17 protein-coding genes are annotated in these 25,905 nt (G+C 45.6%); 7 read left to right on the top strand and 10 right to left on the bottom strand.

Annotated elements, in window-relative coordinates:
• Window positions 1-13: 13 nt before the first annotated feature.
• From IDJ77_RS16390 to IDJ77_RS16375, 4 genes are all read left to right on the top strand, one after another.
• A complete protein-coding gene (locus tag IDJ77_RS16390) occupies window positions 14-3,592 on the top strand; it encodes an FG-GAP-like repeat-containing protein (protein WP_191190052.1) in 3,579 nt (1,192 codons plus the stop codon).
• Entirely contained in the window at window positions 3,534-7,211 is a 3,678-nt protein-coding gene (locus IDJ77_RS16385; protein ID WP_191190051.1) for an FG-GAP-like repeat-containing protein, read from the top strand. Before IDJ77_RS16390 ends, IDJ77_RS16385 begins: the two co-directional genes overlap by 59 nt.
• On the top strand, window positions 7,208-7,906 hold the full coding sequence (locus IDJ77_RS16380; RefSeq protein WP_191190050.1) for a hypothetical protein: 699 nt from the start codon (window positions 7,208-7,210) through the stop codon (window positions 7,904-7,906). The genes IDJ77_RS16385 and IDJ77_RS16380 overlap by 4 nt, the downstream gene beginning before the upstream one ends.
• Before the next feature lie 888 nt (window positions 7,907-8,794).
• Window positions 8,795-10,528: a hypothetical protein gene (locus IDJ77_RS16375; protein ID WP_191190049.1), complete on the top strand. Its 1,734-nt coding sequence runs from the start codon at window positions 8,795-8,797 to the stop codon at window positions 10,526-10,528.
• 605 nt (window positions 10,529-11,133) lie between these two features.
• Here the strand turns inward: IDJ77_RS16375 and IDJ77_RS16370 are convergent.
• Window positions 11,134-11,427, bottom strand: coding sequence for a hypothetical protein (locus IDJ77_RS16370; protein WP_191190048.1), 294 nt, complete (start codon window positions 11,425-11,427; stop codon window positions 11,134-11,136).
• Window positions 11,428-11,541: 114 nt separating this feature from the next.
• Between IDJ77_RS16370 and IDJ77_RS16365 the strand changes: the two genes are divergently transcribed.
• The 3 genes from IDJ77_RS16365 to IDJ77_RS16355 all read left to right on the top strand — a co-directional run bounded on the left by IDJ77_RS16365 (window position 11,542) and on the right by IDJ77_RS16355 (window position 13,620).
• Window positions 11,542-11,721 (top strand): sigma factor-like helix-turn-helix DNA-binding protein, encoded by a 180-nt coding sequence (locus IDJ77_RS16365; protein ID WP_191190184.1) that lies wholly within the window; start codon window positions 11,542-11,544, stop codon window positions 11,719-11,721.
• A 77-nt stretch (window positions 11,722-11,798) separates the two neighbouring features.
• Window positions 11,799-12,473 carry a toll/interleukin-1 receptor domain-containing protein gene (locus tag IDJ77_RS16360; protein WP_191190047.1) on the top strand — a complete coding sequence of 225 codons (675 nt, stop codon included), beginning with the start codon at window positions 11,799-11,801 and terminating at the stop codon, window positions 12,471-12,473.
• Between the two features lie 13 nt (window positions 12,474-12,486).
• Window positions 12,487-13,620: a TIR domain-containing protein gene (locus IDJ77_RS16355; RefSeq protein WP_191190046.1), complete on the top strand. Its 1,134-nt coding sequence runs from the start codon at window positions 12,487-12,489 to the stop codon at window positions 13,618-13,620.
• Here IDJ77_RS16355 and IDJ77_RS16350 read toward each other — a convergent pair.
• The 9 genes from IDJ77_RS16350 to IDJ77_RS16310 all read right to left on the bottom strand — a co-directional run bounded on the left by IDJ77_RS16350 (window position 13,617) and on the right by IDJ77_RS16310 (window position 25,607).
• Complete coding sequence (locus IDJ77_RS16350; protein ID WP_191190045.1) at window positions 13,617-14,696, bottom strand: TIR domain-containing protein; 1,080 nt, start codon at window positions 14,694-14,696, stop codon at window positions 13,617-13,619. The two genes, IDJ77_RS16355 and IDJ77_RS16350, sit on opposite strands and share 4 nt — an antisense overlap.
• Window positions 14,697-14,817: 121 nt before the next feature.
• Window positions 14,818-17,562, bottom strand: coding sequence for a dsDNA nuclease domain-containing protein (locus IDJ77_RS16345; RefSeq protein WP_191190044.1), 2,745 nt, complete (start codon window positions 17,560-17,562; stop codon window positions 14,818-14,820).
• Window positions 17,563-17,628: 66 nt separating this feature from the next.
• Window positions 17,629-17,817, bottom strand: a complete 189-nt coding sequence (locus IDJ77_RS16340) for a hypothetical protein (RefSeq protein WP_191190043.1) — start codon at window positions 17,815-17,817, stop codon at window positions 17,629-17,631.
• 259 nt (window positions 17,818-18,076) lie between these two features.
• Window positions 18,077-18,451 (bottom strand): hypothetical protein, encoded by a 375-nt coding sequence (locus tag IDJ77_RS16335; protein WP_191190042.1) that lies wholly within the window; start codon window positions 18,449-18,451, stop codon window positions 18,077-18,079.
• Window positions 18,452-18,490: 39 nt separating this feature from the next.
• Window positions 18,491-19,273, bottom strand: coding sequence for a hypothetical protein (locus IDJ77_RS16330; RefSeq protein WP_191190041.1), 783 nt, complete (start codon window positions 19,271-19,273; stop codon window positions 18,491-18,493).
• Window positions 19,274-19,277: 4 nt separating this feature from the next.
• Entirely contained in the window at window positions 19,278-20,504 is a 1,227-nt protein-coding gene (locus IDJ77_RS16325; protein ID WP_191190040.1) for a ferritin-like domain-containing protein, read from the bottom strand.
• Window positions 20,505-20,570: 66 nt separating this feature from the next.
• Window positions 20,571-23,222 (bottom strand): S8 family peptidase, encoded by a 2,652-nt coding sequence (locus IDJ77_RS16320; RefSeq protein WP_191190039.1) that lies wholly within the window; start codon window positions 23,220-23,222, stop codon window positions 20,571-20,573.
• A complete protein-coding gene (locus tag IDJ77_RS16315; RefSeq protein WP_191190038.1) occupies window positions 23,222-24,217 on the bottom strand; it encodes an AAA family ATPase in 996 nt (331 codons plus the stop codon). The genes IDJ77_RS16320 and IDJ77_RS16315 overlap by 1 nt, the downstream gene beginning before the upstream one ends.
• A 91-nt stretch (window positions 24,218-24,308) precedes the next feature.
• A complete protein-coding gene (locus tag IDJ77_RS16310; RefSeq protein ID WP_191190037.1) occupies window positions 24,309-25,607 on the bottom strand; it encodes a hypothetical protein in 1,299 nt (432 codons plus the stop codon).
• Window positions 25,608-25,905 lie beyond the last annotated feature (298 nt).

Genomic DNA, 25,905 nt, shown 5'->3' with positions numbered 1-25,905 from the left:
CTAAACCCCCTAAATGAAAAAACCTTTACTTTTTTGCGTATTCCTGCTGCTGTTTGCTGCCAATTTATTTGCGCAGGCACCCCGTGTAAATTCCTTTTTGCCGGCAAGCGGTAAAGTTGGTTCTACAGTAACCATCAACGGCAGTTCGTTTAATACAGTGGCGGCAAACAACCAGGTGTTTTTTGGTGGTGTAAGGGCAACAGTTACCGCTGCAAATAATACATCGCTCACTGTAACCGTACCCGTTGGGGCCACTTATAAACCTATATCAGTTTTAAATACATCAAACGGGCTTACAGGTTACAGTAATGTATCGTTCATGGTAACGGCCGATACTAAAAATACCATAACCCTGTCAGATATCGACCCTAAAGTAGAGTTTGCTGCCGGCTCCCTGCCTCAAACCATTTGCACCGCCGATATCGATGGCGACGGTAAACTTGATATGGCCGTTTTAAACACCTCTTATATCGGCGGCACTACCAGTATATCGGTATTGCGCAACAGCAGTATAAAAGGTGCTATAACCAAAGCTTCTTTTGCGTCAACGGTAGATCTGCCCATCGGCCCCGTACCAACCGGCCTGGTCCTGCAGGATATGGATGGCGATGGCAAACCCGACCTTGTAGTTACCGACAAGAATGAAAATAGCGTATCGATCTACCGCAATATTTCAACGCCGGGTAGTATTACAGCAAATTCATTCGAACCAAAAGTGAGCTTTACTACCGGTGACAATACGCAGTCGCTGGCCATTGGAGATATTGATAGCGACGGCCGGCCCGATATTGTTACATCTAACAACGCAGTAGTTTCGGTATTACTCAACAAAACTACAAAAGGTGTTATAAACGCTTCGTCATTTGCTCATAATTATGATATTACCAGGCCATTGAATGCCGTGATAGTTGCCGATCTGGACGGCGACGGCAAACCCGACCTGGCGGGCGTATACAATGCAAGTACCGTTGTTGTAATGCGCAATACAATAGCCACGCCAGGCATAATAGATTCTACTTCGTTTGCGCCTAATGTTGTTTTTTTTTCGGGCGCAGGGCCTAAACAACTGATAGCCGTAGACCTGAATAAAGACAATAAACCAGAATTAATAAGCCTGAATTATTACGACCGTAACATCAACATTTTGCCAAATGCAACAAATGGCACCGGCATTAACAACGGCTCATTTTTACCTAACGTCACTTTTTCTACGGGCATCTACCCTGCGTCTTTACCTACCGGCCTTGCGTTTGACGACATAGACGGCGACGATATTTTAGATATGGTGGCATCGGTACATGGAAATGGCAGATTATCCATATTCAAGGGCATCAATGCAACAGGCCCGATCAGCAGCGGCACTTTTGCTGCCAAATTGGATATGCAGTTGGGCAGCTCCGCTCCGTCGGTGGCCATGGGTGATATAGATGGTGATGGGCGGCCGGAGATCTTAGGCATTAGCGGCACCAATGTTGTTTCTGTTTTACGCAACAACCCGGTTATAGCCCCTGCCATAACATCTATTATACCCATGAGCGGGCCGGTAGGCACAACCGTAACTATTACCGGCACCAATTTTAATAAATATGCTATATACAAAAATGTAGTTTATTTTGGCGGTGCGAAAGCCACTGTGATATCGGCCACCGAAACGCAGATCGTAACCAAAGTGCCGGCAGGCTCTCCGTTTCAGCCTATATCTGTTTTAAACACCGAAACCATACGCGCTGCTTATTCATCAAAACCGTTCAATGTTACCTATAGCGGCAACACAGGTATTAGGGCGGCCGATTTTGATGTGGCGATAGGATATGCTTATTCCTCAGCACGATATACCGGTATCGACCTGGTGGATATGGACAATGACGGGGCACCCGACATGATAAATACTGCAGGAGCCAAAAACGTGATATATATAAGCAAAAGCAAAGGGCTGGTAACCGGGCATACTACCGACCAATACGATGCACCTGTAGAATTCACGGTTGATAAGGGTATTTATATGCTTAAAATTGCCGATTTTGACGGCGATGGCAAGGCAGATATAGCCGCTCTTTCCAGCGTTGCAAAAGTTATTTATATACTCCGCAATATTTCAACGCCGGGTAACCTGTCATTTGTACCTGCAAATACTATAACTGTAGATCAGTATGGCTCTGTAGATAATATAACGCTGGGAGATATGGATAGCGACGGTAAGCCCGATATTGTGCTGGGGAATGTTTTTAGCACACTTACCATCTATCGTAACATATCATCTACGGCGGGTATTTTCTTTACAGCCGCTTTTCCATCAATTGGCGGAAGCGGCGGTTCAGACGCACAAATTGGAGATATAGATGGCGACGGCAAGCCCGATCTGGTGTATGGTTATAACAGCTACTCGTACGGGACCGGGATATACGTAGCGCGAAACACATCGACACCCGGCCAGCTATCATTTGATCAGAGCGAGTTGGCCGCGGAAGGCGCTTACCATAATTTTAAACTTGCAGATCTTAATGGCGATGATAAACTGGACATAATTTCGGCAGGCCAGATCATTCTTAAGAACACCGCAATTAAAGGTGTTATAAATACATCGTCCTTTGCTCCCATGGTTATCATCGGAGACATTCAGTACATAAATGCATTCAGCGCGTTTAATATTACCGATATGGATGGCGATGGAAGGCCCGACGTAGTAGTTGCCAATGCTTATAATAATAACCATAATACGCTGTCGGTATTCCGCAATACTTTTACCGGAACAGATATTCTTTTTGACTTGCCGGTAAATATTGACCTGCCCGCCGAACCTGATAATTTAACCGTGGCCGACATAGATGGTGATGGTTACCCTGATATATTGGCATCTACCGCTTACAACATAATACAACCTGTGTATTACCACCCGCAAGTGGTCGTTACTCCGCCCCGAATAACTGCTGTAAGTACTTTAAAGGGCGCTGTTGGTTCGCAGCTTACCATTACAGGGAGCGGATTTAGCCCCTCGCCGGCAGGCAACACGGTTGTTATGGGCAACGTAGTAGCTACCGTAACCGCTGCTTCTGCTACCAGTTTAACAGTAACTGTACCCGTAAGCAGTATGTACGAAGGCATTACCGTTACCAATAATGAAAATAAGCGGGTAAGCAACTCCTGGCAACCATTTGTTACCACATTCTCATCCAAAAACAACTTTTCGTTAACTGACTTTAGCGACCCTGTATACATCCGTACATACAGAAGCAATAACGGATTGGTACTGGCAGATATTGATGGTGACGGAAAATTAGACATGGTAAATTTGATAGATTCTAGTTATGCCTACCGTAAGATGACGGTATACCGCAACATATCAGTTAAAGGCACTCCGCTTAGCGCTGCCTCATTTGCGCCAAAGGTTGATATTGCAGCTGATAACATTATTGCAATAAGAGATATTAACGGCGATGGTAAACCAGATATACTAAGCCGCGGCGGTGGGCCGTTCAATTATGGCGGGAGTTTTAGCGTGTTGGCCAACACATCCACACCCGGTAATTTTTCGTTTGCCCCCCCCCGTTTACAATGGCACGGCATACTCTACACTTGCGGTTGCTGCAGTTGATATTGATGGGGATGGTTTAATGGATGTTGTGGCCTCCGGAGGTAGCGACGCAAAATCGGTAACCGTATCACAAAATATATCCAGGAATACGTCGTTTGAATTTGGTACCGAAAAGGCTTTCGCGCTTAGCAGCTTTCCGGCAAGTGTAGTAGTAAATGATATAGATGGGGATGGCAAGCCAGACATTATTACCAGCAATTCTGATGGTGGTATCTCTGTCCTCCGGAATACGGCCATGCCAAACGCTATCAACTCAGCATCTTTTGCTCCCGAGAAAAATTTCACCATTGGCAAATCGTTACCCGGGGTGGCCGCTATCGGCGATATTGACGGCGATGGCAAACCGGATGTTATTGTTACCAACCAGGTCGATTCTACATTTTGTATATTGCGCAACACATCTACTACAGGCAATATCAGTTTTGCCCCAAAAGTTGAATTTAGTTCGATACAATTGTACAGGATTATGCTGGCCGATATAGACGGCGACGGCAGGCTGGATATCATAACTAACCAGCAAAATAACCCCACTAAACCAACCGGCTTAGGCATATACTTAAATAAAAGTAACCCGGGTAGTTTCGATAAAAACTCGCTTGCGCCAAGAATAGATTTGGAAATTGGCAGTATTGTGCAAATGGCGGCCGGCGACCTTGATGGCGATGGCCGGCCCGACCTGGTTACAAGCCTATATGGCCTAAATGCGATATTTGCTAACAGCCCGCATGTGCCGGCTGCCCCAACACTAATTGCTTTCGGCCCTGCTATCTCATCGCAGGGCACGGTGGTTACCATAAAGGGAACCGACTTTAACCGCGCAACCGCAGTTAGTTTTGGTGGCACACCTGCAGCTTCTTTCACTGTACGGTCGCCAGGTGTTATAACCGCAATAGTGGCCAGCGGCAATAGCGGTGCGATATCAGTGTCTACCCCATTGGGCACGGCCTCTTTGCCTGGCTTCTCTTACGGCACACCCGCCGCAAATGCAACCATCATAACACCGTTGGCCGATGTGGTATCGTTAAAATTGGGTAATACCGGTACCAGGGCCATTACGCTGGCTGATGTGGCTACGGTAGCCGCTGCAACATCTTCGCCCAAAATTACCTTAACACCCGCAAGCTTCAATTGTGCTACGCTCGGCAACCAAACGGTAACGGTGAAAGTTGAAGATGCCGGCTCGTCTTTCAACCCCGCGGCCGTAAAATTTAACTATCCTAACGCCGTGGCGTTTGATGCCGCCGGAAACTTATATGTTACCGAATACAATAATTTCAGGGTACGTAAAATAAGCGCCGGTGGTGTGGTTACAACTTTGGCAGGTAATGGTACCGATACATATAAAGATGGCAAAGGGGCCGAAGCAGGCCTGCCCTACCCAGGCAATATAGCCGTAGATGCATTTAACAATGTTTACATAGGCGCTAACGGATTGCGTAAAATAGATGCGCAAGCCAATGTAACAACCCTGGCAGGTGGCTTTCGCACTGCCGATGGCTACTCTATACCAGGGTTGGATATATCCGCAGCAATGGGAATCACAGGCTTGGCCGTTGCACCCGATGGTGGCTTATACGTAACCGATAATAGTATAGGGTTGATAGCAAAGGTGGCTCAAACAGGAGTTGTTACCGTCTTTTCTGGCAAATACATTCCCGGTGGCCCGGGTGGCAACCCCCGCGATGCCTATTACAACGGCCCTATGGGTGTTACGGTAGATAAAAGCGGCACACTGTTTATTGCCGAATCTAACGCTAATGCCATTCGCAAGGTCACTCCGGCAGGCGTGGCATCTACGTTAAGTTTACAAGGCCCCGAAAGCTTTATTTACCCAACCGGTATAGCCGTAAACAATAATGGCACATTGTTTATCATTAACGGCCATTCTGTAGCAAGTATATCTGCCGATGGTTATGTTAAAACGATAGCAGGGAACAAAGATGTTGCCGGGAACGCCGACGGGCAGGGTATCGAAGCAAGATTTAGGCTTCCCAAAGGCATAGCACTTGATAGTAAAGGCAACATTTATGTTGCCGATGCCCTCAATAACACCATCCGTAAGATTGACACGACGGGCTTGGTAAGCACGTTTGCTGGGGGCGAGGCTGGTTACCAGGATGGCAGTATTGGCTCACCGTCATCAATTACAACGGCGCAGGTAAAAGTGAATATAACAGGCGACCTGGCCATTACCTCAACTTTTGAAAATAAGCTTTTACCGTTGCAGGCCGATGGTATGGCCACCCTGCCCGATCATACAACAGGCGTAGCAGTAACCAGCAGTTGCGGTACAGCCGGCGTTCGCATTTCACAACAGCCGGCAGCAGGCACCCGCTTAAACGCCGCTACTAATATCACAGTGAATATTACGGCTACTGATGCAGCAGGCACCAGCATATCTAAATCTTTTATTGCCACGGCCGATGCCAATAAAGTGGTGGTATTAAATCCCATACCTGAAACGGTTTACGGCAGTGCCGATGTGGCGTTGAATGCGGTACCCCCAACCATTAGCACCGTAAGTTACACCAGCAGTAACCCTGCGGTAGCAACCATTGTTAACAACAGCATTCACATTACCGGGGCAGGCACCACTACTATTACTGCTACATCTGCAGGGCTTTATGTTAGCCAGGCCACACAGGTACTGGTTATAAAACCGGCACAGCTTACCGTTAAGGCCGATGATAAAACACGCTTGCCGGGTGCTGCAAACCCCGTGTTTACATTTACCTACAGCGGGTTTGTTAATTCAGATAAGCAGGCAAATATAGCCGTGCTGCCCACCGCCACCACTACTGCAACAACAACCTCGGTACCGGGTAGCTACCCTATTACACCCGGCGGCGCGGTGTCTGCAAATTATACTTTTACGTATGTACCTGGTATCTTAACTATTAGTAGCCTCCCTAACGATAACTTTATTATTGCAGCAACCGGGGCAACCTGTAAAGGCAACAGCAATGGTAGTATTGCAATAGCTGCAAAACAATCTTTAAGCTACACTGCAAGCATAACCGGTGCAGCAAGCCTTTCGCAGCCTTTTACTGCTACAACATCATTCAATAATTTGGCGGCCGGTACCTATAATGTATGTATTACCATAGCCGGGCAAACCAGCTATAGCCAATGCTTTACGGTAGTGATATCAGAACCTAAAGACCTCTCGCTTTATGCAACCGTTAGTAACGACAAAAAGAACGTGCTTTTAAACCTAGGCGGTGGCGGTTTATATAATATCCAACTGAATGGCGTTTTGTATACCACTACCGATAGCTCCATTAACCTGCCGTTGATAGCTGGTAAAAACGAACTGCTGGTTACCAGTGATAAACTTTGCCAGGGAATTATCAGAAAGCTGATCAATATTAATGATCAGATAATACCTTACCCCAACCCTTTTACCGATTTGATGAATATAAACCTGGGAAGGCGAAACCCCGCCAGTGTACAGGCCGAGGTATACTCGGCAATGGGCAACCTGGTTTATGTGCAAAAATTCGTCAACCCGGCAAACCCGTTGCAGCTTAACCTATCGGGTATAACTATGGTAGGTACCTATACGCTCAAACTAATTACCGATGATGAGCAAAATATTTTTAAGATAATAAAGAAATGAAGATAAATGCTCTGCTATTACTCATGGCGGTTGTTTTGTACAGTTGCGGCGATAAGGGCAACGACGCAACACCCGAAGACCAGGTGCCGCAAAAACCGGTATTGCTTTTTCCGGCCCAAAACTCGGCCTGCACACCGGCTCTGGTATTATCCTCAACCCAAAGTACGGTATTGTTAACCTGGGATACCGTAAAATATGCCGATAGCTACGATGTTACCGTTAAAAATTTAATTTCGGGCCAACTGTCTACAGAAAACACAGTGGCGCCAAAGCTGCTAAAAACGCTGGAACGCAGCATGCCTTATTCGTGGTTTGTAGTAGCAAAGTCTACCAAAACAACAGCGGTAACAATAAGCGATACCTGGAAATTTTACAACCCGGGCCCGGGTGCGGTTTACTATGCCCCGTTTCCTGCAGATGCTATAGCCCCGGCAATAGGCGCAACCGTTACAGCGGCAGACGGTAAGATCAACCTAAGCTGGCAAGGCTCCGATCCGGATAACGATATAAGCGGCTACGACATTTACCTGGGCGCAAGCGCCGCAACTATGGTGTTGGCAAAAGCAAATGTTACTGACAAGTTTCTGAACGGCAATGCCGCAACATCGGGCGCAAGTTATTACTGGAGAGTTGTTACAAAAGATGCAAAAGGCAACGCATCTAATTCTGCTATATTTAATTTTAAGGTAAATTAACTCTTTTGCCGGGGCCCGGCGCGAACCCTGCACCCGGCCCCGGTTTACACGCTGCAAGGGGAAACGGCTACATTATTACTATTACCATTGTGTTTGTGGCGTTCGTCTAAGTGCTCCTAAATGCAATGACCTGTTTATGAAAAAGCTGGACGAATATGGTGTCCGTCCTGAAGCGGTAGACCTTGTTATTGCCGTTACAACCCATAGAGGAATCGAACCCCTCTATTATTTAGGAGTGTCAACCATTTAAACATCTGATCATTTCTAGCGTTGTCAAATAAACTGCAATAGGCCGCCTTATATATTTGCAAAATGGCGGAAAATTAGGTCGACCTAAAGGCACAAATGAAAGCGAAAAGGAATTTTTAAATAAAGATGTTTCCAGGCAAATATCCAAATGTCTCGAAAAGGGATTTACAATAAGAGAAACCGCAAAAGTAGCTGGTGTTTCCACAAGAACGGTTATGAAGGTAAAGCATACCTTTCCTTTTTGATCTGATGCCGATAAATAAGAATATTATTACTTGGATTGGTGGAGAGGGGGGAATCGAACCCCCCAGCCCGAGAATTGGGAAATCGGTAAAGCTTTGATCTTTACTTTATTATGCTATCATGGGGTGGTAATTCAACCATATCTCCGCAAGGGCCCCACACCAGATTTTTTTGACCATAGTTTTTGTTTCTATTTTCATAATTCCTTGTTTTAAATGTTTAAAAATTATTTCCATTAACGAATGGAGAATAACGCCAAACACCACCCCAAAGGCACAATCCAGTACAAGAGCTAAACCAATCTTAACTCCCAACATCTTTGATAAACAAATATACGAGTTGGGATGAGTTTTTAAGCCTATCGTTATATATTTGGGAAACTCCTACTAAATCACAATGCCGAACAAATTAAGCGCTATAACGTCAAATTTATTAATCCGAGCTTTTTCAGAGATTGACAAATCGGGCATACCAAAAGATAATGAATATAATAACTACTGGCTAAGTTACCGAGGTAGACTTTATCCTTTTAAATATTCCGTTGAATTGGCAAGCTCATATTTATCAGCTTCCGAACGGTTACTTACTACTGACTTCCAAAGTAATGAGGGATACCGAAAAACGATTGCCAAACTTGGATTTCCTATACAATATCGTGACTGGAATTATCGAGAGAGCGAGCCAAACTTTTTTGTTGTTGGTAGTTTCTATGGCAGAGAACCTCATCTGATACCAATGTTTGACCAGTTTATGGAGGGAGGGTACTGGAAAACTGACCATGATTTAACGATAGGTGAGGGTTTTCGGGTGTTTAAAACGCTAAAAAGGATCAAAATAAATGACAGGATTGCAATCCGATCTTATAGTCGCAAAACCGGTACGGTAGAAATTGCAGCCATAGGAACGGTGACTGATATTTCGGAAATCACGAACGGAAAGCTGTCGGTAAGGTGGGATTATAATCCGCGCAAATACAAGGGCGCAGTTCCATCAGGCTCAGGTAGTGGTAATTGGTGGTTAACTATCACCGAGATTAAGCGGGCAGAGGATTTAGAACTCGTTTTCGATTATTTGAAAACCTTCAAGCGGGTTGCAAGATTGATTTGGAATGATAATGGATATATATATCCGTCGGGAATAGTTGGTAAAAGTAACGACCAAGGGACACATGAAGGTAAGTTTGGTTTCGGACATGAAGAATGGCTTTTTGACACCAGTAAGTTGATAGATGGTTATCACTATGGTTTCATCGAACCAATTGCAAAGCAGCAATTGACCCATCAAGGTAAGATTTACGATGTGTGGTTTTACACTTTAGATGGGGCGGCTAAGGTAAGGTTTTGGGTGGGTGGTATTGATGAGCTTGAAGTGATTGATAGTGTTGAAGCCGAAGGTATTAAGGCGGAATACACGACAAGGGGGTGGTTGAATGAGATGGATGAGCAGGTGAAAATTGCGGAAGCCAACAGTAAGGGGTTTATTAAGCAGGATGCTATCAATATTTTTAATGTTAAATTTAAGCCTGAGAAGTTATTTATCCATGACCCCTATTTTGAGATTCCTGAAGGCCATGCGTTAAATAATGTTGATCGATATACATTTCTTTCTATGCAGGATAAATACAAAAGTTCTGTATCAGATACCAGTAACGCATTTGGTTTCGAACAACCGGTAATCGGTGAGGGTGAAGTTCCAAAACAACCTAAAAAGAAGCGGACGGTTAGACCACCCCGTGCTGTTGAAATCACGTATATTCATAGAGCTATTAGTGATAATATGGTTGTAAAACTAAGGGAAATTTACGGCAATTATAACGTTAAGCCTGAACATTCAGCCGGATATGGTCAGAACCGTGTCGACATAATTGTAAAGGACACAGATGGTTTAATTTTTTACGAAATCAAAAGCTACAATTCAATACAAACTTGTATTCGCGAAGCAGTTGGACAACTACTGGAATATTGCCTTTGGCCAAAGGAAAGAAAGGCAAAGAAAATGGTGATTGTAAGTCAAATTTCAGCAAATCGAAATGTGAGGGAGTACTTTACGCATCTACGCGAGGTTACTGGTTTGCCCCTATATTATCAATCTTTCAGCTTAAAAGATAATAGCCTATCAGTTGAATGTTGAAATTGAAAGTAATCACTGCTAATCAAACAGTAGTATCTTATGAATAATTTGCACCCCATTTTACACCCCTTTAATTTTTTAAGCATAAAAAATGCCCTTATTGATATAATAAGAGCATTTTTTACAATTTTATTGCGGAGAGGGAGGGAACAACCGCTGAACTTTTGCGCGCTCTATACCAGCTATTTATATTATTGGTAGTATCGTAGGACACCTAATAGGTCACCAAACAAGTCATTCAATAATCCCTAATGCTTATGATATAAATTTCGTAAAAAAATCTTGAAAAATCAAACTTGCTCCCTTTAATGTTAATTTATATACATCGACGAAACCCATCGAGCCATTTAAATGCGTCGTCTGGGTATTCCCATTGCATGAGTTTAACGGCTTAGTTAATAAGAGAAAACGTTTAGTCATCCTTCATCGATAGTAGAAATGTATAGTTTGATAGTTCAAGGATGTTCAATCATTTTTTTAATAATCGAATCAGTTGGTCTATTAATACTTGGCAGCAGCGGCCGAAGGCTTCATTAAGTATTGGATAACCTGGAAGTCATTTTGTCAATCGAAGTGCTGGATGTCTTTTATGTGAGTTTCGAAATTCAGCTAGTCAAATGCTCGAAAATACATTCCCTTACCTTGTTTACGGAGCTAAAATTTTGCTCAAAGACCGCCATTAACCATGGGATGTAATCGTGGTTAACGCAGCATACATATTTCTGGGCCTGTAGTACCAACAGCATATCGACGTAAAATTTGATGTTCGGCGCAAATATTTCGCGCATTCCTTTGATGCGAAAGAAAACCTTGTTAGGCGCCAACGGAAAAATCAGGTCATCCAAGAAGGCGTAGGCTTTTTCAGGATGCCGCAGGATAACAGGATTATCGCTGGACATTCCGGAACCATTGACCAATGGATTCCAGAAGCAAGTTCAAAGCGTTCCGTTACACTTTGAACTTGCTGCCTTGTTGAACTAGATAGCTAAATTTAAAATTCATAAACACAACGCATTGCTCTGATTAGCTCGAAACAGCATGGTCAAGCATTCCGGAATATCCAGTCACATCGGCAGATCGCTGAACAACTCGATATCTCGGAAGAGACCGTGAAGAAGCATGTGCATAACGCATTGAAGGTTTTGCGTCCGCGGGTCGAATTGGTTTTGCTGGCTTGCCTTCTGATGAAATAACCTCCGGTTTACCATTCTTTTGATTTTGCCCCATTGCGAGAATTTAGCATCTTTAGCTTCTCCAAATCTGAACCGACATGTCCATCTTCAATAAGGTCTTTATTAGCTACGCAAAAGAAGATCAGCGATACGCTCTGGCGTTTTACGACCACTTCGAAAATTTAGGTTACGAACCGTGGTTAGATAAAAGGAAATTGTTACCAGGCAGCAACTGGGATCTGGAGATCAAACGCGCTTTAAAGAATAGCGACTTTATTATCCTCCTTTTATCCTCGACCTCAGTTTCCAAACGGGGTTATGTCCAGCGTGAGTTCAAGCTGGCATTACAGTATTGGGAAACGAAACTGGACGACGATATCTATATCATACCCGTATTGCTTGATGATTGTGTAGTTCCTGAAAGTTTGGGACGCTTCCAATGGGTAAGATATGACGAAGCGTTCCCGGCAGTTATCCAGGCGATAGAAAGGCAACAGCAGACCCAACAGGTTCATTATGACCTTAGCCCGGAACCCGTAAATGCGAATGATGATATAAAGGGGCATGATTTTACAACTTATGACCTTACCCTGATCAGCCTTCTTTCACAGGGATTTATGCAAAAAGGTATCACTGCCGTTCTCAAAGAAAAAGAACTTGGTCCTGCTGGTTTAAGCAGCGTGGAAAAGCGTTTAGCCCTGATCAGAGAAGCGCTTGCATTCAGCAAAAATGAGCAATTGGTCGCTTACTGTAAAGACAAAGGTTTGATCTAAGAAGTTGCTGCCGATGTTCAACAAAGTTTTTATCGCTCATGCGAAAGAGGACGCCGCGGTCGCACGCGAACTGTACAATCACTTCAATATTTCCACTCCGTTCAAGCCGTGGCTAGATAAAGTAGACCTCTTGCCGGGGAACAACTGGCGGGATGAGATCGGACAGGCTTTAAGGCATGCGGATTTTATCATCGTTTTGTTCTCAAAGATCGCGGTCGCCAAGACAGGGTATGTACAAAAAGAGTTCAAACTGGCCTTGGACTATTGTGATGAGCGGCCGGAGGATAGTATCTACATCATACCGGTGCTGGTCGATAATTGTGTCATACCTGAAAAATTTGCTAAATACCAGTGGGTAAGCCTGGGTGACTGGGATGCTTATAATCAGATCCATTCGGCGCTACGAAAACAACGGGATATTTATGTGCAAAGAGAAATGTCCAAAGTTGCGCAGGATCTTTCCTACGAGTATGGTATCGAAACCATCGACGAAACCATCGGAACTAAAGTGTTCCACAAAATAAATATCACATATCCGCAATTTATAAAAACCTCCATTAAAGCCTTAGTTCATTTGAATGCATATATCCTGGCAGACGTTTACCGGATGTATAACGACTTTCTTAAGATCAGTTGTCCGGATGAACCTAACGGCAACCCACATCACCCTGGCAATGAGTTAGGGACCATATATAATTTTGAATTGATCACAACAGAATTTATCAGTTTAACTGTTTACAGTTCCAGTTATACAGGTGGAGCCCATGGTCAATATGGCACGCTGGGCATGAATTTCCAACTTCAACCCTTAATGAAGATCGAGCTGGAAGAGCTATTGGACTACTTCACGGAAAACCTTAAGGCCGTTGCCTTTCTTTGCAAAGAAAAGCTCCTTCAGCGGGCACTTCAGGTATTCGAAATAGACAACGAAGAAGAATTCTTTCTTCATCGTATCGAAGACAATTTGAATTGGGATCTTTTCCGGAACTTTTACGTGGGTGATCAGACGTTGACCTTTATTTTCGTCCCTTACCAACTTACCGCCCGCGCCTATGGGCAACACGAGATCATCATCACTTTTGACGAGCTCAGAAGTGCTTGCGGCTCTTTATCCGGTCTGGACCGCTTATCGTCGCTTTTAAATTAAGGTGCGATCAAAAGTTCAACGTCCTTTAAAGGGATCTCAATGTTAGCGGCGCCCTGAAAAGCGTGCGGAAGCATATTGTTAGACATCAGGGTCAGTAAATCGGCATTGAATACAAAATCCATATCAGTAGCCCCCCATTGCTCGAATTCTTCTTTTATTCTATTAACCAGATGTCCTTCATCTTCATTATGAAGATATTCGTTCGTGTACCGCGTAAAACTGTCAGCGATAAAATCTTTAATGTCATCGAATTTAACAACATCTTTCAGGCTTAATTTTTTGACAGGTCTGAACGAAAAATTTTTCGTAACGATGCGATGGTTGGGATGAGGGCCTCCCCAGTATGCACTAACGAATAAGATCAAACTAAGATATTTACTAGAGATATAATGGATCTCATAGTTGCTTGAAAAATATAAGTGTTCCCTTAAGTGTTCTGGTAATTCTCTATAATAGTCCTCATCACTCATGAATGATGCATAATAACTCATTTGTTCCATGATATCATGCTGGATGAAAGCATTTACATATTCGGCATTGAACAATGGATTCTGCGGGAACTGCGGAAACTCGACACTGCTTTCAATATTCAACGGGATATACAGATCCAAAGGCAGCGACTTGGTATAATGAGCGTCGGTCAGATCGGTATGATATGCATCCTTCAAATAGATGTTGCGCTGAACGTCTAATGCTTTTAAGATCGCTTCATAGGTATTGCTGTTATCATATTTGATCCACTGGAAACGGGTCAGGCTTTCGGGAACTTTGCAATCATCTATCAAAACAGGTATGATATAAATGTCCGATTCTAACTTGGCCTCCCAGTGCTGTAACGCCAGTTTATATTCCCTTTGTACATAGCCTCGTTTGGATACCGACCTCGATGAAAGTAATAGAATAATGAAATCAGCCTCCCGGAGCGCATTCTTAATGGCTACGTCCCAATTGTCACCCGGCAGCAGCTTATTCTTATCCAACCAGGGGTCATATTTTTTAGTGTTAAGATGGTCGTAAAGTTCGTTGGCAAAACGGATATCTTCCTTTGCGTAGCTGATGAATACCTTCCTGTACATTGATCTATCTAAAATTGTTATACAACATGGAGCAGCAATTGATGCCTGTTCTTAACACTCGCATTCAAGTCCGTTCGGGTGATCAAGATAGCCCTTTGCTATCATTTTTAAGATCGTTTTTTTATGCGGTTACCGCCAGTGTATCTATCAAAGGATGATCAAAACGACCGGGAACTTGACTGAAGTGCCGGCGCGCCAGGAGATCGAATATTTCTTCATCCATTGCTTGAAAGTAGGCCCGCTGATACGAGGTGACCGATAACGCCTTCTGACCCATCTGTCTTTCTTTGAGCAGGGATAAATAGAACGTTTCAACCTCATCTTTCGGTAGCAAGCTGATCTCTGATAAGATCGATCGGACATGGTTTCCGACGCCTGCATAATGCATGCGAATTGTTCCCGGCTCATGTTTATCGGCAGCAGGAATGCGTAATGTCCATATTTCCCCCTCCAGAACAGGCCATTCCATTTGACCATCACATTGCTCGATATTGATGCAGATGGTCTTTTCAGGCAACGCTATATCCTTGCCGGAACGTCCTATTTCGCAAAGAATGACCTGTAAAACAGCTGCAAATTCTTCGGCGATGGCGGTCATCACATGATCATTCTGAAACCGGATCTCCCATGTCGGACCGAGCATTTTAAACCGGATGAACCGTTCCGCTCCTGCATCGTTGAAAGGTGCGTCCATGACCCTTTCAACTACGAAACTGCGATGGTCTTCAGTAGCCTTGAGATGTGCTTGCAGCGGTTCGACGAGATAAGCCATTTCTTTGGTATATAAGTCCCCCAAGCGTGTTTTGTAATCGTTGATCAAGTGGACAAGATCTGGATGAACCTTTTCAGCGGACTCCAGTATAAGAACAAGGTCAAGAAAGTTCTTGATCACCCTGTCGTCCGTCAAATGACCACCGTTCTTTAGCTCTTTCTGATAATTCATGTAGGGTAAATACTCCCCCAAGGCGCTGAACCAGGCCCCTTGCAGGTAATCTGCATGGAAGACCATCCCATAACAATCACCAAGCTTTGCCATCACTTTTTCGTCGCCGGTATGCCACGCTGACCATATCGCACAGAGGGCATAATACTTACCGGCAAAATTGGCACCCAATGCATGGTAAACCTGGCCGATTCCAAGAAGCGCTAATACGTGTGCGTCCATTGTCTCCTGCATCCGCCACACTTCAACTACCTTATGGAAAATAGTCAATGCTCGTAAAAAGTTACGTGTCCCGCCCGCAGCTAAAAGGGTAGCACCGCTTTGAACAAGGTCTTTAGCCGCTTTCAGCCTGCGGTCTGTTTCAGGGGCGGCCATGGCGATCTCCAGCCGGAAACGCTCGATCTCATCCACCATATTTTCGAATTTCTCGCCAAGTAACCGGTAGACATCGGCCATTTGTTTAAGCAATTCACTGAGGAGGGAAATGGTATAGTGGTTCGCTGAAGGAAGTAATGGCACGATCTGCCGGAAAATATCCATCGCCGCTTTAACTTTTTCAATATCGTGCATGCCATGCCGCAAACTCATCAACGCTGTCCCTTTCATTTCCAGCATCAGGCAATGTTCATTGACATCACGCGCGTTATTCAAATGAGTATTTATCGACGATCTTAATTTTTCCGTCCAGGCCTCAATGGCCGCATCGTCAGCGAACCCTTCCGTGATCTTTGATTCCGCGGTCACGATCTGTAAAAAAGAGATATCCTCCTCAATATCGGCCAGTTCGTGCCGCTCCTCTAAATGCTCAAAATACTCGACCACTAGTGGTGCGTCAGCGGCCATCGAAGCATCAGCCTCACCTTTGGCCCTGGCGGCCTGCATTTTCAGGAACAGGTATTCGTAGATCGCTTTACGCTTGAACGGTATCGGGATGTCTGGAAGCCGGATGAATTGTTGCATGACCTCCAGCCATAAAGGAGCATGACCGGTTTCGATCAGGTTCCAGCGGCAATGCCGTGTAGCGGAAACCACCTCAAGGAAACTACCAACGTGAAACCGGCCAACTTTGGGGTCAGCCGACCATTTGTCGAACAAGGCAGCATACCAATGACTTTCTTTGTCACCATGATGAAGGATAAGGTAGTCCAGCAAACCATTGCTTAACACCCGGCGTTCCGGGTCTTTGTCGATCGTGCGCTGGACGATCTCCCAGTGCAGGTCAGCGATATAGCTGGAAACCTGTTTGGTGTTGACGGGTAGCGGAAGTTGCCCGATGAGTTGCGCTATCTCAGCGGTTAGTTGCGGTATGGCCGTGTCTCGTGGTATAACATCGAACTCCCATCGAACTGACTTTACAAATGAGCGCCAGAAGTCATCCGGTAAACGCTCGTAAAGGTTTTTAGCTTTGAGGAACAAGCCTTCGTGATCTTTGGCTTTTTCTTTGGCATAGCCATCCGCGATATAAGGATCTAAGATCTGCTTGACGCGGGTTACACACCTTTCCAGCAGCTCGTCGCTGAGGTCACCCTGGTGCTCGGCCCACTCGCGCAACAGGTCGGCATCGTTACCGCGTGTTTCTTTTGCGATACCGGCATTGGTCTCAAAAGCGAAAACGACCTCCTCGAATAGATACTCGCCCTGGGTGTAAAGCATGAAAAAATTGGCCAGGCTTTTAGTGACCTCATCTGTTGAGAACGAAAAGTTAGTAGAATAAAGTTTTACCTGTCTGAACTTAGTTGCGCCTGCGGCGGTATCCCGCTGCACGATATCATCGTCCGTGTCGCAGAAGATCAGCTCATCTTTTCCCGCGATTCGGTTCTCCAACCAAGTCTTCAGGGTCTTCAGTTTTTGGTAATGGAAGCCCTGTTCCGTGGCGGTGGCGTCGGTAGCTTTGCTAAAAAGGTTCAATAGGTTCGTACTCATCGGCTTGGTGTACCTCAAAGTTAGCTTTTTATCTGCATAGCGTGATGGGCTGTAACCCATCACGACCTATTCGAGGAATACCCGGCACCAGCCATTGCCCTGGTCATAAACCCGGTCAACGGTTTTAAAACAATACCAGCCGGTGAGTGCCTGAAGCACAAGTTCACGGCCTGCATAATAGTCCGGGCTTACCGGCGCATAAAAGGAAACCACCGAACCAGGCGCTTCCTTGACGTAAATGATCTTTTTGCTCATCTTGATGAGTTTAAAATGTTAACGATCTTGATGGAAACGATTCGGCGCGGATGCGCACTTTGCGATGCTGAAACCAAATATAACAAAATAACTCGATCGCTCAAAATCCACTCAATACGTACTGCGGCTAAGGCTGAAGCCGACTGCGATCTCATTGTTGTATGGCCACTGCGTAGGCAAGGTTTACGGCAAACAAAGCCAATAGGCTTGCCTGTGATCGAAAAAATAGAAAGGGGATAGAACGTGTTGAAGTTAGAATTTATCGACCTTTAGTTTTTAAATGATTTTTTAATCTTATCTCTACCAAATGCCGAATAAACGTGTGCATGGGTAGCGGATCGAATATGAATGTAAAACGCTCGCCTCCGGCTGCTCGCAGATCGTGGATCTTTTTACCGATCCGAATTGTCCAACCTACTTTACTTGCCAAAGCCTCCCGCTTAAAAGGCCGCGTTTCATCCGTGACGAAATGGACCTGATCCTCTGCTTTTCCTCGTGAACGCATCTCATAAGATTCCAGTTGCGGGCCGGCATGCCTGCCATGCTCAAAAGAAAGGCAGTAGTAGATGATATTTCCACGTTGGAACGGATCCAGATCATTCGTTAAATTTGAAAAGTGCCGCTCAAGTAACATTTCGTAGACCCTTTCTGATCAAGTGATTTCCGAAATACTCTACGGTAATCTTAATTTTCCCTGCACAAAGCCGGTCAATGCATCAGGGTCCCAGCCGCAAAAACGTATCTCGACCGACCAGGCCTGCGTTTCGTCTAATGTAGTGCCAAAGACCTTCTTTTCATCTTTCACTTGCGATGGCCCACCAAGTTCTACTTCATAACGCATAAAAGCATCAAAGAACGCGGCCGCACTGCGGGAGGTCAAAAACGCGATCCGTCTTTTAAGTACTTCTGCTGAGAAGGGGTCTTTCGTTTTTTTCAGATCGGCTTTTAATGATGCGGCCCTGGCGGCAAAGTGCTTGACCGGGTCAGGTATGTTCGTAGCTTTACGGATACCTGCGGGGTCGCCATTGATTTCCTTCGCTTGCAGTGCCATGAATGGAAATTCGAGGTATTCAGGGGTTTGTGTACAGGCCCTGTTCAAATAAAAGCCGTCTTTTTCCACTTCTAAAATAAAAGGGACAATGGGTTCGTAACCATCTTCCGCCACGATACCGTTGTCGCCTTTGAAAACAGGGTCATTGGCCAAATTCACTTTCGCTCCGATCAAGGGATGTTCAGACACAGGTTTACCTTCCGTGATGACCTTCCTCACGAATACACCTACAGCGGGACAGTAACTTCTTTGCAAAGCCGGAGGTTGCAACCTGATGATCCTGTCCAGGTCAGGTTCCCCCGGAAAAACGTGGATCATGCCGCTGATGCCCCTGGTCTCGTCCGAGGGGTCCGGGTCGGTAGCCAGTCTGACTTGGAACCAACCATCAAAATGCAATTCGGTCATTTCGTTAAAAGAAGTTTTTTAAATTGATAAGGGTGCCTTCATAGTTCTCACGTAGTTTAGCGATACGTTGAAGCACAGGAAATTCATTTTGGAACTCAAGGATCTCTTCGATATCGGCGATATGTTGCCGGAAACGTTCCTGCAAAATGATCCAGCGCGACTTGAGCTGGCCCGAGTAGTTCATCGGTCCGTATAATTCAAATCCGGCACCGGCCACGCCATCAGTGAGGTCGTCGGTAACGGGCATCTCTGTGAGTACCTCTGCCATCGGTCGGATAAACGCGCTCATCATTCTCCTGGAGGAATCACGAAGGATCTCCCGCTGTTCCTGGGTCTCGCCGCCATAACTATAATACTGGATCAACATGCTTAGCATCGTTGTGTAGGTCGTATTGAAAAGCTCTGCGAGCTTCAACGTAGCCTGGTGGGTGATGATCGTCCCTTCGCCACCGGCATCACGATGTTCGCGCGTTCTCGGGTTCGTGGCGACGTTCCGCGCCGGCTCGAAACTGGCATCTTTCGCTTTTTCTGCCAGGTAAGCCTGCCTTATACGGAGGAATTTATCATAATGGGACCCGGCCCTGTCGGCCTTCGTGCCTTCGCCTTCCTCAACGATCTCTTTGATCGCCTCCAGTGCTGACGCACGGTCATGAACTTTATGCATTTTTAAACGCAAGGTCCATTCGTCGATATCCTGCTGATCTTCGGGGCCTATGAAAAGCACATTCTCCGGGATGTTCTTAAAACCCTCGGCGATACGTTCGTAAAGTTCCCCGATATGGTTGTACACCAAGGGGTCCGGAGCGATCTTTTCGAAAGCGAAGGTTTTGACGTTACCCGGTACATGCGGCAATGGCGGAGGTTCCACACCTTCAGGTAACTCAAAAACAATGAAACGGTATAAGGCCTCATCACCGAACCTGGTCAGTTCGAAATCGAATGGGTAATATTTTTTAAGGGGTTGCGGAAAGTTTGGCCGGTCAAAGCGGGGCGCGCCACCAATGGCTGCCAGCAAATTGCAAACGTTGGCAAGATGGTACATCTCCTGATGGGCGACGCTAAGGATCGTACGTTCCCAATCCTCCATCATCAATTGCTGGAGCGGTGTGATGCCTTCATCAAGCCTTCTTTTAAAAGAAAATGCAGTGAAAAGGTATTGGACAAGGAGGCCATGCTCCAGTTCGGCAGCTTCTGCGAGCGCGTTCAGTAGTTCTTCGCGAGTGTCTATCACGGTGAAAGGTTTCTCCGAATTTAGTACTAATTTCTGAACGAAACAAATGGACCTCTCAGTGTTTATTCAGGTACTTATCTGAACTGCGACCGCTTGTGCTGCTTCGGCCCTGACCTCGGTCTCTACCTGGTTGGCTACTTCGATAAGCTTATATATTTCGATCTCCTTTGAAAGTATCTCAAAACTGATCGCCAGTGTGAACGGCATTTCCTTAGTTGTATCTTTATCCCAACCTTTATGCCCGACAACAGCAAATGTCAGCTCGTCGCCGAGTGTGTTCGATTTAAGGATGGCCCAATCTTTTTGTGTGGCGCTATCTTGTCTTTTTGCGCCGCTTACCTTGCCGTAGTTCGGCGAGGTGGATAGGGTCCATTTAATACTATCGACATCCGCAGCAGCTTCATCCCCTTCGCCTGTGTCAGGTTCTTCCATGTCTTTTAAGATACGATTGGAAAATACCTCGAAAGGCTCACCTAACTTAGACGATTCCCATGTCAGCCAGGTCCCGAAATAAGACCTTAACCGCCTTCTCGTACGTCTGGGCTCAGCAGTATAGACCATGGTGACCTCAAGAAGGATATCGTGGTCCGTACCTGCACGGTTGATCTCTTTCGGGATCTTGACCGTGTAAAGGTTGGCCTGATGGGCAGCGACATTGCCTTCAGCAAAAAAAGTAATGCGGAACGGTGAGTTATTTAGTGCGCGGTCCAGATCGGGTATGCCATAGCCGAACGCTCTTAGAACATTGATATTAGGATCGTGAAAAACACGTTCGGGCAGCCGGGCCGATTGAACGACCAAAGCCTTGTAAAAAAGCGGATTGAAGTCCGGGAATCGTTTGGCGAGGTGTGCAATGATATGGGATACTTTTGGCGCTGCAAAGGAGGTGCCAACAGCGAAGCCGGTCCGCGTCCCGCCACTTTTCACCACCTTGACCGATACACTGTCATGCTGTGTTACCATTGGGCTATTGATCTCACGGAGGAAATCGCCGCCATATTCCACCACGTCGGGCTTCACGCTTCCCCACATACCAAGGCCACATCTGGAGAACGACGAGATACGGTCACGCTCCCCGAACGAGGTCCTATCCGCATCTTTGAAATCAGCGCTACATACGGATCCCACCGTCAGACTAAGCAAACTTTGTGAGGGATTCGAAATTCGTGAAGATGGCTGAAGTAAATAACCCGGGTATGTTCTTCCGGCTTCCAAATGTTCCCGGACACCAGGCCTGTCCTGTGCCCGGCTACTTCTTAGAAGATTGCCTGCCGCTAACACGAATAGCAGCTGGCGGCCATGGATCAAGCTATCAAGTTTTGCCGCCCAGGAGGAAATATGAAGTGTTCTGCATGGCCCCTGGGAAGCGACGGACATATTGAACAATTTGATCCCGTCAAGATCATCCACGATCGTTTCCATCAACTCAGCAGGATAGAGAGAACCCAGCAGGCTGTTTTGGCCGTCAAGAACCCTCGCGTTGATGATGAAACAAGGCGGTTGGTGTTGCCCTTCTTCAGGGATCGTATTACCGAATAATATCGCTCCCGCGACCTGGGTACCATGGCCTCCATTGGGTACTGCATCAGCAGTACTCGCGTCCCCGGGAACATAACTTTTTGAATATTGCCGCAGTATGGCCGGGGCAAGCAGGATATGTTGTTCCTGAATGCCGCTATCTATCACACAAAAGACCGGCGCGTCCTGTTCCGGGGGTAATATCTCTACGCCGTCATTATCAGCCATTTCGGTCGTGGGATCTTCGACGAAAATCTCATCACTCTCAACGATTTCAAAAATATAGGCATATCCCCTGACAAGGTCCTTGAATGCCTGGCCGCTCATTTTTGCACGGAAGCCAAAACTGTCTTCCATTTCTACAAAAGTACTCAGTATTTCGCCACCATATTTATTGACGATAAAGTCAGCAAGATGATCTTGGCGTTCCATCGCTATCTCATCTCGCTGGATATCAAGATCTGTGGTGGTCTCCCGCCACCGATCGATCTTCCGCTGATATTGCTTGTCCGTATCGGGTACCCTGCGTTTTCTGTAGGTCCCTTTCTCCGGGTTGTTTTTGTTATGCTCTCCCCACCGGGCTTTTGCCCCTTCGTAATCCTCTTCGGATTCGAATAAGACCCTCATAGGCAGGTCCGGCATCTTCAGATAGCAGGCAACGGAAATATCCAGCGTAAGTACTTCGTCATCCGCGATGTTCGCCGGGTAACGTTCTCTCAACTTAGGGGAAAGAATGTAGTCCGGACGCCATTGATTGCCGATCACGATCTCCCATAACTTTGCCGCCTGGTCCTTGGATCGTCCTTTGATATCGATAAATTCCTGTATCTTTTTGGCAAGGGAGCTGAATCGATCTGCATTGGCCCCTATGATATAACCGTTCTCTTCTTCCGCCACGATCTCTATACCGAATCCTTTTAAGGCTTCGATATCAAAGTCATTGGGGTCCACCTTTAAAAATATTGGTAATACTTCTTCCGGTAATGCATCCGGCAGACCCTGCTCTTTCCTTTCTTCTAAAAATGCCGTGTAGTCAGAGAGGAGCGTATCAGCGGCTGTTCTTAATTTTGCCCCGTGCGCTGGCCGGTCTTCGAGATTCGCCTGGGTGGTCGGATCGATCTTCTTTTTGATCGGAACACCTGTAAAGTGATAGGCTCCCCGTAATTTTCGTTTTAGGTTTAGGTGTGGAAAATCTGGCATTAATTCTTCTGATACATTTGATTTTCTTTCAATGATTGCGCGAAACTTGCCTGATCAACGATCCCATTACCCTGGATGACCGCAAATTTTGCTGCGTCCGTCGCTACTTTGACCACCATCGCAGAGGAGAACTGATCCAGTTTTGTGACGATCTTGTCCCAATCGATCTTTTGATATTTGATAGATGACAGCGTTGTCATTAATAAACGTTTGATCTCGTCTTTACCGGGCCTGGGTATCTCAATGATGTCATCGAACCTACGGAAAAGCGCTTTATCCAATGTGCCCTCAAGATTGGTCGTCGCAATGATCAGGCCCGGGCCATTGAATTCTTCCAGGACATTGAGTAATATGTTCACGACCCGGTGCATTTCACCGACATCCTGTTTGTCGCCACGCGATTTAGCGATAAAGTCGAACTCATCCAGCAACAGCACACATGGGAAGGTTTTGATGGACTCGAACAGTTTGGTCAAGTTGCTGGCCGACTCTCCGAGATAAGAAGAAACGACTGCTTCGAATTTGACCTTCAGGAATGGTAGCCCTATATTCCATGCGATGCGCTCTGCGCTCATACTTTTCCCGCAGCCGGGATGGCCGTGGAACAATATCCTTCTTCTCGGCTTCAGGCCATAATGTGCCAGGCGTTCCCTCGCCAGGTATTCTTTTTCTATGCGGACTATTTTTTCATCGACCTCGTCCGAGAGGATCATTTCACGCCGCAGGTGTGCTGCAGGCACTTCGACAGCCAAAGGTATGTTGCTTCGGTTATCGGTCGGGATCATGATCGAACTGCCGAAGATCTGCCTTAACTCACCTTTAAAAGACTGGTTATTTTTGATATTTTTTTGCAAAATACCGGCCAGCCGGTCAGCGAGGCGGTTATGCCCCTTCTTCCGTTCATCTGCGATGATCGACTCGGCGACCATGACGATATCATCCGTCTGTTCGCCATCTATCGATCGGAAAAGTCTGAATAGCAGGTCTTGATTCATTTGATCTTTATAAAGATAGAAATTCCGCGAATATATCAACTACAAAATTGTTTACTCAATCTTCAAGCCAATTCGTTGATATGGCATGTTACTATCTGACCGGTGTTTCCCCGTTTAAGCCCCAGGTTTTCCAAAATTGCCCAAACGGGCATAATTCAGCCTCCATACCGCGTTTCCATGGCGCTGTTAAACAATGTTCATTCGTGATATCTTTGTCGGGGCGTTTTTTGCAAAAATCATACAGGCCGCACTTCGTTCCACCCATATAAACCTGAATGACCTCTTTAAACACAAGCAACTGATATGGCTGAATGCCGGCATAGTCGATACTGTCAGGCGGAACGAATCCTCCGCTGTGGGTTTTATTCGTAAAAAATGGAGTTCCGATCGAACGAAAGATAAAATAAAAAAGGTCTGATAGCTTGCCTTCTTCCTTGACCAACCCGGTCATGAACAGCGAATGCTGGTGCCGCAGGCTCTTCGCGGCAGTGAAGATATGTTTAAGCCAGGTGTTATTTGGTTTAAAGATCTCTGAGGCGGTCGCATCATCATAACTTTTCAAAACCAGGCCCATTAAATGATCAAATAATTCCAAAGGCGTATATTCTCCATCCTTATTCTTAAAAGTAAGCTTCTCAAGCGCGAACGCGTGAACGTCAGCCGACGATACAGGTATGAACCCTTCTTTCTTCATTCTTTCGATGGTGTTGAAAAAAGTTTGCGCAGGGTGGAAACTCATCATGCAGGCATCGCATAATGCAGCGATCATCATTGGGTCGTCGCCAAATTCCGGGTACTCTTTTCGAAGAATAATCTCCGGTGCCAGATAGGGTACATCAGGATGATCTCTTTTTGAAAATAGATTTTGTAAGGAGTGCGCAACGTATTCTGTAAGGCAGGTCGATCCAAAATAGAAAGAGCCTTGCTGGCGGGCGTTATCAATGTAAAGAACCCGATATCGTTCAACCGTAACGACACGTCCATCTTTATCCTCCACATTGACTGCCTCCACAACATAGCAATCATACAAAATATAAGGTATCGTTCTACCGTCTCCTGCATATATCTTTCTTAGTTCGATATTGGCTTTGACGTTATTTTTATTCGTGATAACATAAGGTACTTTAAATTCAGGATCGCCGTCATGAATAACTTCCCAATTCATATCCTTGATGAGATCTATCATAAAAAGCGATGTCATTAAACCTGATACTGTCGTCAGGTTTTGCAGAAAATGAATGTATTCGTGAAAGAAGGTCGAGAAATAGGGGGCGGTAAGGGGATCCTTCGCAAATTGATTCAGGTCTGAGATCTCCTCATCAGTATTTATTTTAAGATGCAAAAATCCGGGTTCATAATAACCAAGCGTTTCGAGTTCGGTAATGAGCATGTGATAGAATAGGTAATTTTAAGTTTGTATCTGAGGTGAATTGGGCAATAGACCGTTCTGGTTTCCCTGACAATAGTTCCCGATGAACGAATTTAACGCTTTTTTCCTTCATCAGATTACTTGTGATCGATTATCTGCTCAGTTCTTAGATCTTTTTTCTCTACTGTTGTACTTCGATAGTATCACGGCCAGAGCACTGACGAAACAGATGCCGGATCTTTTTTGGGTGGAGTATCATACCGAGCATAGTACTTATAAGAAGAAGGTATTAACGCAGATATGGTAAGTAAAACGGTTG

The organism is Mucilaginibacter pankratovii (genome assembly GCF_014773265.1).
GTDB classification, from domain to species: domain Bacteria; phylum Bacteroidota; class Bacteroidia; order Sphingobacteriales; family Sphingobacteriaceae; genus Mucilaginibacter; species Mucilaginibacter pankratovii.
Note: the sequence above shows the minus strand (reverse complement) of the source record. Positions and strands in the feature narration are given on the sequence as shown.

Coding starts and splice junctions, on each gene's coding strand:
- IDJ77_RS16370 (WP_191190048.1), bottom strand. CDS start 11,427: ATGTCCAGCGATAATCCTGTTATCCTGCGGCATCCTGAAAAAGCCTAC.
- IDJ77_RS16310 (WP_191190037.1), bottom strand. CDS start 25,607: ATGCTCATTACCGAACTCGAAACGCTTGGTTATTATGAACCCGGATTT.
- IDJ77_RS16340 (WP_191190043.1), bottom strand. CDS start 17,817: ATGAGCAAAAAGATCATTTACGTCAAGGAAGCGCCTGGTTCGGTGGTT.
- IDJ77_RS16335 (WP_191190042.1), bottom strand. CDS start 18,451: ATGTTACTTGAGCGGCACTTTTCAAATTTAACGAATGATCTGGATCCG.
- IDJ77_RS16380 (WP_191190050.1), top strand. CDS start 7,208: ATGAAGATAAATGCTCTGCTATTACTCATGGCGGTTGTTTTGTACAGT.
- IDJ77_RS16345 (WP_191190044.1), bottom strand. CDS start 17,562: ATGAGTACGAACCTATTGAACCTTTTTAGCAAAGCTACCGACGCCACC.
- IDJ77_RS16375 (WP_191190049.1), top strand. CDS start 8,795: ATGCCGAACAAATTAAGCGCTATAACGTCAAATTTATTAATCCGAGCT.
- IDJ77_RS16330 (WP_191190041.1), bottom strand. CDS start 19,273: ATGACCGAATTGCATTTTGATGGTTGGTTCCAAGTCAGACTGGCTACC.
- IDJ77_RS16350 (WP_191190045.1), bottom strand. CDS start 14,696: ATGTACAGGAAGGTATTCATCAGCTACGCAAAGGAAGATATCCGTTTT.
- IDJ77_RS16355 (WP_191190046.1), top strand. CDS start 12,487: ATGTTCAACAAAGTTTTTATCGCTCATGCGAAAGAGGACGCCGCGGTC.
- IDJ77_RS16390 (WP_191190052.1), top strand. CDS start 14: ATGAAAAAACCTTTACTTTTTTGCGTATTCCTGCTGCTGTTTGCTGCC.
- IDJ77_RS16360 (WP_191190047.1), top strand. CDS start 11,799: ATGTCCATCTTCAATAAGGTCTTTATTAGCTACGCAAAAGAAGATCAG.
- IDJ77_RS16320 (WP_191190039.1), bottom strand. CDS start 23,222: ATGCCAGATTTTCCACACCTAAACCTAAAACGAAAATTACGGGGAGCC.
- IDJ77_RS16315 (WP_191190038.1), bottom strand. CDS start 24,217: ATGAATCAAGACCTGCTATTCAGACTTTTCCGATCGATAGATGGCGAA.